The organism is Spiroplasma sp. hyd1 (assembly GCF_016082235.1).
Classification (GTDB): domain Bacteria; phylum Bacillota_I; class Bacilli_A; order Mycoplasmatales; family Mycoplasmataceae; genus Spiroplasma; species Spiroplasma poulsonii.
Window position 1 is genome coordinate 1 of record NZ_JXYY01000066.1, and the last position, 8,186, is coordinate 8,186.

Annotated in this window: 4 protein-coding genes and 3 rRNA genes; 5 read left to right on the plus strand and 2 right to left on the minus strand. The window is 39.4% G+C overall.

Going from position 1 to position 8,186, the window contains the following annotated elements; genetic code table 4:
* The 4 genes from TS70_RS05775 to rrf all read left to right on the plus strand — a co-directional run.
* Window positions 1–1,368: Na+/H+ antiporter NhaC family protein (locus TS70_RS05775; RefSeq protein ID WP_198049686.1), on the plus strand; the 1,368-nt coding region annotated here is incomplete at its 5' end.
* Between the two features lie 332 nt (window positions 1,369–1,700).
* Window positions 1,701–3,220 (plus strand): 16S ribosomal RNA (locus TS70_RS05780).
* Between the two features lie 278 nt (window positions 3,221–3,498).
* Window positions 3,499–6,412: ribosomal RNA gene (locus tag TS70_RS05785) — 23S ribosomal RNA — on the plus strand.
* 70 nt (window positions 6,413–6,482) lie between these two features.
* A 5S ribosomal RNA gene (gene rrf, locus TS70_RS05790) occupies window positions 6,483–6,589 on the plus strand.
* Together the 16S, 23S and 5S rRNA genes form the textbook arrangement of a ribosomal RNA operon.
* A 113-nt stretch (window positions 6,590–6,702) precedes the next feature.
* Here the strand turns inward: rrf and TS70_RS07935 are convergent.
* Both TS70_RS07935 and TS70_RS07940 read right to left on the minus strand, forming a co-directional pair.
* Entirely contained in the window at window positions 6,703–7,125 is a 423-nt protein-coding gene (locus TS70_RS07935; protein ID WP_227991452.1) for a hypothetical protein, read from the minus strand.
* Window positions 7,126–7,127: 2 nt separating this feature from the next.
* A complete protein-coding gene (locus TS70_RS07940) occupies window positions 7,128–7,466 on the minus strand; it encodes a transcriptional regulator (protein ID WP_227991455.1) in 339 nt (112 codons plus the stop codon).
* A 196-nt stretch (window positions 7,467–7,662) separates the two neighbouring features.
* On the opposite strand from TS70_RS07940, the gene TS70_RS05800 reads away from it, so the two are divergent.
* Window positions 7,663–8,121, plus strand: a complete 459-nt coding sequence (locus TS70_RS05800; RefSeq protein ID WP_198049687.1) for a hypothetical protein — start codon at window positions 7,663–7,665, stop codon at window positions 8,119–8,121.
* The last annotated feature ends 65 nt before the right edge of the window (window positions 8,122–8,186 follow it).

An 8,186-nucleotide genomic window follows, 5' to 3' on the forward strand; every position in this document is an offset into this window, starting at 1 on the left:
ATTATTTTGATTCCAACGATTATTGGTTTTTTAATTATTAAAGGAAATTTTACAACTAAATTAAATGCCTTCTTAAAAGGAAGTGCTGATCAAAACATTTTAATTATGGTTTTTATTTATTTATTGTCGGGGTCATTTGCTCAACTAATGAACACAATTGGGGCTTCTTCTGCCATTGCTTTTCTTGGGTTCAAGGTTATTCCACCAGCAATTTTAGTTGGGGGTGTTTTTCTAATTAGTGCGATTATTTCAACTGCAATGGGAACTAGTGTTGGAACAATTGTTGCGTTTGGACCAATTGCGTTTGGAATGGCAGCACAAGCAAATTTAAATTTAGCAATGGTAGGTGGGGCCTTATTGTGCGGAGCAATGTTCGGTGATGATTTATCAGTTATCTCTGATACAGCAATTGCATTATGTCGAACTCAAGATGTTACTCCGCAAAGTCGATTTTTATTTAATTGAAAAATTTTAATTTTTGCCGCAATTATTACTATTATTCTTTTCTTTACCGTTACTTATGTCAAATATGCAAAAGTAAATAGTGAAAGATGAATTTGGTGGCGAGCATTATTAACAATTTTACCATTCTTTGTTGTTCTAGTTGTTGCCTTGTGTGGTGTTAATGTTTTTATTGTGTTAATTAGTGGGATTTTTGGTGCCATTATTGTTGGTTTTAGTTTAAGCCAATTTAATCAATGAGTAACAGCAACTGGTGATTTAACATCATCTTATTTACCAAGTTTAACGCCCGCTCGTATGTTAAATGGCAGTTTAAATCCAAATGGTCATTTCTTAAGTGGTTTAGATAAGTTTTTAGTGGCAACAGATGCTATTAAAAATGGAATGTTATCAATGGCGGAAATTGCTTTTTTAGCACTTTTCACTGGTGGTTTAGCAGGGTTAAGTGAACTATCTGGGGGATTGGAATGAGCAACTGAAAAAATTAATCAAAAAATTAAAGGTAAAAAAAGTGCGCAATTTGGAATTGCAACTTTAACAAGTGTGGCAGATATTGCTTTAGCTAACAATACTATTGCTATTATTGTTGTTGGCCCAATGGTAAAAGAAATTCGACAAAAATATGATTTAAATAAAAACAAGATTGCTGCTTTTGTTTCAATTTTCCCCGCTGTCTTCCAAGGTTTAATTCCATATGGGGCACAAATGCTAATTTTAGTTAGTATGGCAAATAACTATGTTACTAGTAATCAAACACCAATCTCTTTTCTTGATGTTTGAAAATATGCTTGATATTTATATTTACTATTTTTTTCAGCAATTATTTTTATTAGTTTTAATAGTTTAGAACGCTATTTAACAGCATCATGATGAAAAGGAATAACTAACATCTTTCGGAAAAAATAAGATTAAAATAACTATTTTAAATAGTTATTTTTTATGAAAAAAATATTAATATTTTTAGTAAAAACGCTTGCAAAAAAATATGGATTTTATATACTTATAAAGGTGTCAGTTAGTAATACTTATTATTAATGAAAAATGAATATTTCCGCACAATATCGAAAAAATTATTACAAAAAAAGTCAAAAGTTATTGACAATAATCACTAATTTTTGTATGATTTGAAAGGTGTTTTGTTGACACAAAAACGATCTTTGAAAACTAAACATAACAACAAAGATAATCATTTAATCAATGAATATCCGTCATTAAAGCTAGGAACAAAAACAATATTTTTTAATGAGAGTTTGATCCTGGCTCAGGATGAACGCTGGCGGCATGCCTAATACATGCAAGTCGAACGGGGTGCTTGCACCCAGTGGCGAACGGGTGAGTAACACGTATCTAATCTACCCATTAGCGGGGGATAACAGTTGGAAACGACTGCTAATACCGCATACGACATTTTCTGGCATCAGAGAATGTTAAAAGGTCCGTTTGGACCACTAATGGATGAGGGTGCGGCGTATTAGTTAGTTGGTGGGGTAATGGCCTACCAAGACAGTGATACGTAGCCGAACTGAGAGGTTGAACGGCCACATCGGGACTGAGACACGGCCCGAACTCCTACGGGAGGCAGCAGTAGGGAATTTTTCACAATGGGCGAAAGCCTGATGGAGCAATGCCGCGTGACTGAAGACGGTCTTCGGATTGTAAAGGTCTGTTGTAAGGGAAGAACAGTAGGTATAGGAAATGATACTTATTTGACGGTACCTTACCAGAAAGCCACGGCTAACTATGTGCCAGCAGCCGCGGTAATACATAGGTGGCAAGCGTTATCCGGATTTATTGGGCGTAAAGCGTGCGCAGACGGTTTAACAAGTTTGGGGTCAAATCCTGGAGCTTAACTCCAGTTCGCCTTGAAAACTGTTAAGCTAGAGTGTAGGAGAGGTCGATGGAATTCCATGTGTAGCGGTGAAATGCGTAGATATATGGAGGAACACCAGTGGCGAAGGCGGTCGACTGGCCTATCACTGACGTTTAGGCACGAAAGCGTAGGGAGCAAATAGGATTAGATACCCTAGTAGTCTACGCCGTAAACGATGAGTACTAAGTGTCGGACTAAGTTCGGTGCTGCAGCTAACGCATTAAGTACTCCGCCTGAGTAGTATGCTCGCAAGAGTGAAACTCAAAGGAATTGACGGGGACCCGCACAAGCGGTGGAGCATGTGGTTTAATTCGAAGCAACGCGAAGAACCTTACCAAGGCTTGACATCCAGTGCAAAGCTGTAGAAATACAGTGGAGGTTAACATTGAGACAGGTGGTGCATGGTTGTCGTCAGCTCGTGCCGTGAGGTGTTTGGTTAAGTCCAGTAACGAGCGCAACCCTTGCCGTTATTTACTCCATTAAGTTGAGATACTCTAACGGGACTGCTAGTGTAAGCTAGAGGAAGGTGGGGATGACGTCAAATCATCATGCCCCTTATGTCTTGGGCTACACACGTGCTACAATGGCCGGTACAAACAGTTGCGATCTCGCAAGAGGGAGCTAATCTGAAAAAGCCGGTCTCAGTTCGGATTGAGGGCTGCAACTCGCCCTCATGAAGCCGGAATCGCTAGTAATCGCGAATCAGCAATGTCGCGGTGAATACGTTCTCGGGTCTTGTACACACCGCCCGTCACACCATGAGAGTTGATAATACCAGAAGTCGGTATTCTAACCGCAAGGAGGAAGCCGCCCAAGGTAGGATTGATGATTAGGGTGAAGTCGTAACAAGGTATCCGTACGAGAACGTGCGGATGGATCACCTCCTTTCTATGGAGTTATTACTTTATAGTAATCTAATTAGTTTTAATGACCGTTATGTTTAGTTTTCGGGGATTAGTTTCTCTGACAATAACACGAAAAATGTTATTGAAATTGTTCTTTGAAAACTGGATAATAGACATCTAGTTATTTTAATCATAAGATTAAAATAACAATAATTCAAAATTTCTGTTATTTTAAAAAAATAACTAAAATTTCACAGTTATATTTGTAAATGATTCTCAAAACTGATTTAAAATCAGGTCAAATAATTAAATTAATAAAACTTTGAAGTTACAAAGGGCGTATGGTGAATGCCTTGGGAATAGGAGACGATGAAGGACGTGACTACCTGCGATAAGGTTCGGGGAGCTGGAAGTAAGCTTTGATCCGAACATGTCCGAATGGGGGAACCCGGTGAGATTAATCTCTCATCATCCTATAATGAATACATAGTTATAGTGAAGGTATACTTAGGGAATTGAAACATCTCAGTACCTAGAGGAAAAGAAAGCGAATGCGATTCTCTTAGTAGCGGCGAGCGAACGGGGAACAGCCCAAACCAGATTTATCTGGGGTTGTAGGACCATATGAGTAGAGTTACAAAACTTGTTTATAGTAGAAATGGTTGGGAAACCATGCCACAGAGGGTGATAGCCCCGTATATGAAATGAACAAGACTCGAAATGGAATCCTGAGTACGGCGAGACACGTGAAATCTTGTCGGAATCAACGCGGACCACCGCGTAAGGCTAAATACTACCTATTCACCGATAGTGAACCAGTACCGTGAGGGAAAGGTGAAAAGCACCCCGGGAGGGGAGTGAAATAGTACCTGAAACCATATGCCTACAAGAAGTCGGAGCCCGTTAATGGGTAACGGCGTGCCTTTTGTAGAATGAGCCGGCGAGTTATGATAGCATGCAAGGTTAAGTAGAAGATACGGAGCCGTAGTGAAAGCGAGCCTTAATAGGGCGTTTAGTATGTTGTCATAGACCCGAAACCAGGTGATCTAGCCATGAGCAGGTTGAAGTTGAGGTAAAACTTAATGGAGGACCGAACCGACGTTCGTTGAAAAGACCGCGGATGACTTGTGGCTAGGGGTGAAATTCCAATCGAACCTGGAGATAGCTGGTTCTCCCCGATATAGCTTTAGGGCTAGCGTCGAGGTTAGCAAGTTGGAGGTAAAGCACTAAATGTATGATGGCCCCACCTAGGGGTACTGAATACAATTAAACTCCGAATGCCAATTTTGTATACTCGGCAGTCAGTACATGGGTGATAAGGTCCATGCACGTAAGGGAAACAGCCCAGATCATCAGCTAAGGTCCCAAAATTTATGCTAAGTGTGTAAGGATGTGAAGTCGCTTAGACAGCTAGGAGGTTGGCTTAGAAGCAGCCACCCTTTAAAGAGTGCGTAACAGCTCACTAGTCGAGTAACTTTGCGCCGAAAATGTACCGGGGCTAAGCATAATACCGAAGCTATGGGTTTTGTATATTTATATACAGGGCGGTAGGGGAGCGTTCTAACAGGGATGAAGGTAGACCGTGAGGACTGCTGGACTGGTTAGAAGTGAGAATGCCGGCATGAGTAACGTTTGAGGGTGAGAATCCCTCATGCCGTTTGACCAAGGTTTCCTGGGCAAGGTTCGTCCACCCAGGGTTAGTCAGGACCTAAGGCGAGGCCAAAAGGCGTAGTCGATGGACAACAGGTTGATATTCCTGTACCACCATATAGAGCGATGGAGTGACGGAGAAGGATAGTATATCCCGGTTATTGGATTTCCGGGCTAAGCACAAAGAGGGTAAGGTTGGCAAATCCGCCTTGCATAACCTTGAAGTGTGATGGGGAGCGAACGGTTCGCCTAGTAGCGAAGTATATGACTCCATGCTTCCAAGAAAAGCTTCTAGCACTATTTATATGGTGCCTGTACCTAGAACGAACACACGTGGTCAAGGAGAGAATCCTAAGGCAAGCGAGATAACTGTAGCTAAGGAACTCTGCAAAATAACCCCGTAAGTTAGCGAGAAGGGGTGCTCATAGCAATATGAGCCGCAGTGAAGAGGAAGGGGCAACTGTTTAGCAAAAACACAGCTCTCTGCAAAGTCGTAAGACGACGTATAGGGGGTGACGCCTGCCCAGTGCTGGAAGGTTAAGGGGATTAGTTAGCATTAGCGAAGCTTTGAACCGAAGCCCCAGTGAACGGCGGCCGTAACTATAACGGTCCTAAGGTAGCGAAATTCCTTGTCAGGTAAGTTCTGACCCGCACGAAAGGCGTAATGATCCCTTCGCTGTCTCGGCTGCAGACTCGGTGAAATTTTAGTACCTGTGAAGATGCAGGTTACCCGCAACTAGACGGAAAGACCCCATGGAGCTTTACTATAGCTTGATATTGGGTTTTGATATAGCATATATAGGATAGGTGGGAGACTTTGAAGCAGCGACGCTAGTTGTTGTGGAGTCGTCCTTGGAATACCACCTTTGCTATGTCGAAATCCTAACCTAGATCTGTAAGCCAGATCAGAGACAGTGTCAGGTGGGTAGTTTGACTGGGGCGGTCGCCTCCTAAAATGTAACGGAGGCGCCCAAAGGTACCCTCAGTATGGTCGGAAATCATACATAGAGCGCAAAGGTAGAAGGGTGCTTGACTGTGAGACTTACAAGTCGAACAGGAGCGAAAGCTGGGCTTAGTGATCCGGCGGTCCCGTGTGGAAGGGCCGTCGCTCAACGGATAAAAGTTACCCTGGGGATAACAGGCTGATCTCCCCCAAGAGTTCACATCGACGGGGAGGTTTGGCACCTCGATGTCGGCTCATCGCATCCTGGAGCTGAAGTTGGTTCCAAGGGTTGGGCTGTTCGCCCATTAAAGCGGTACGCGAGCTGGGTTCAGAACGTCGTGAGACAGTTTGGTCCCTATCTGTTGTGGGCGTAGGAAATTTGAAGAGATCTGTCCCTAGTACGAGAGGACCGGGATGGACACACCTCTGGTGCTCCAGTTGTCACGCCAGTGGCACAGCTGGGTAGCTATGTGTGGAAATGATAATCGCTGAAGGCATCTAAGCGAGAAGCATACTTTAAGATGAGATTTCCCATCCTTTATGGAGTAAGACCCCTTGAAGACGACAAGGTTGATAGGTTGGGTGTGTAAGCACGGTGACGTGTTCAGCTAACCAATACTAATAGGTCGAGGACTTCAAAAAAGTGAGAGCTTATTTACAAATTTTAGAATGTTTATTATCTAGTTTTGAGGGGATAATTCCACTCAAGTGATCTGGTGCTTATGGCATAGTGGACACACCCGTTCCCATCCCGAACACGGAAGTTAAGCACTATCACGCCGACGATAGCCGCAAGGTGAAAATAGGGCAGTGCCAGGTTAAAAAAAGACTTTAAATAAGTCTTTTTTTTATTTGTTAAATTTTAACATTAAAAAATGCATTATTATTTTGAATAATGCATCGTATAAACATTAAAACATAATTTTTGACTTTTAAAACCAAGTTTTTCATATAGTGGTAACCCATCAGGAGTGGCAATTAAACCAGCATATTGGTAATTGGCTTGTTTTGCTTGGTTTAATAAATGAATTAGCATTTTCTTTGGCAAAACCTTGTTTTTGATGATTACTATGAGTTGCAATATCATCAATAATTGCTAATTCTGGTTCAAAGTATAAGTTGCCAGTTGAAACGGGAATGTTGTTTTTTGTTAAAATGGTTAAATAACTAATTTTTTCAGCTTGGTTTAATTCTCAAATTGATTGATATTTTGCAAGATCAATGAGGGATAAATCAAAGGCACTTTTAATAACTTTAACAACATCATGAACAATCGTTTGTGATGTTACTTCTTGAAATTGTTCATTCTGGTTTTCCCGATTAGTTATTGTAAAAGTTGATAAATTAATTAACATTCCTAATGCAGTTTCAAAGTGTTGTAAACCACTTTTTTCAAAAAATGATTTTTCAGAGCTTGGTTATTGTCAACGGTAATAGTACATCAAGTAAAAGGGGTTTTATTGATGTGATATTGGTCGATAATTTCCCCAGCTTTCGCAAATTGCTCGGCGGTTGCTAAATGGGAACTAATCACAATATTTAAATTACTTTTTGATTTACGTGAATCAATGTGATGAAAAAAATTCTTATAATCAGTTTCAACGAATTGTTTTCCTTCATCATGTTTTGGGTCCACCATATAATGAATAAAATTTGTTACTAACTTATTTAGTTTTTCATCATTAAAATTTAACATAACTTGTCTCCTTCTTACTAAGTATAATTTTATCATTTTTTATTTAATCAAAATCTTTTTTAAAACTTTATTTTGTTAAAATGAATGATTTGCTTTAATTTTTATGATTTTTTGATATAATGGGAATAGTCTATGTAAAAATATTAAGAAGTATTCTTATATAGGAACGAAACATAAAAAGATGAGGAGTTTATTTATGGCAGTAAAAAAGAAAGTTGTTATGCAAGAGGAGTTATCAGTAGTTGACTTAATAAATCAAATTATTGAAGAGGGAAAAGATTTAACTACTAAAACTAATGAAAAAGAAGCAAAAGAAAAATTAATCCGTGAAGAATGAATTAAAAAAAATAATGAAGCATCTATTTTGGCTGTAAAGAAATGAGAAGCAAAGATTGCTTTAGCAAAACAAAAAGAAATTAAAGCTTCTACAAAAGTAAAAGACGTTGATAAAATTGAACAAGAACGAATTATTGTGTTAGAACAAAAACGTAAAGAAGAAATTGTAAAAAATAATACCTTATACGAAAAACGTGCTAAAAAACAAATGCGTTTAACAAATATTTCACGTGTTAAAAATGCGATGCGTGAGCGTAAAGTGATTTTATCAAAAGAATCATGAGAAAAAGAATCACAAAAGTGACAAAAATTATGGTAGTAAGAAAAAAGTTGAGGTTTTATAAAAAATATAAATAAAGTAATTAAATACAAATTAAATTAATC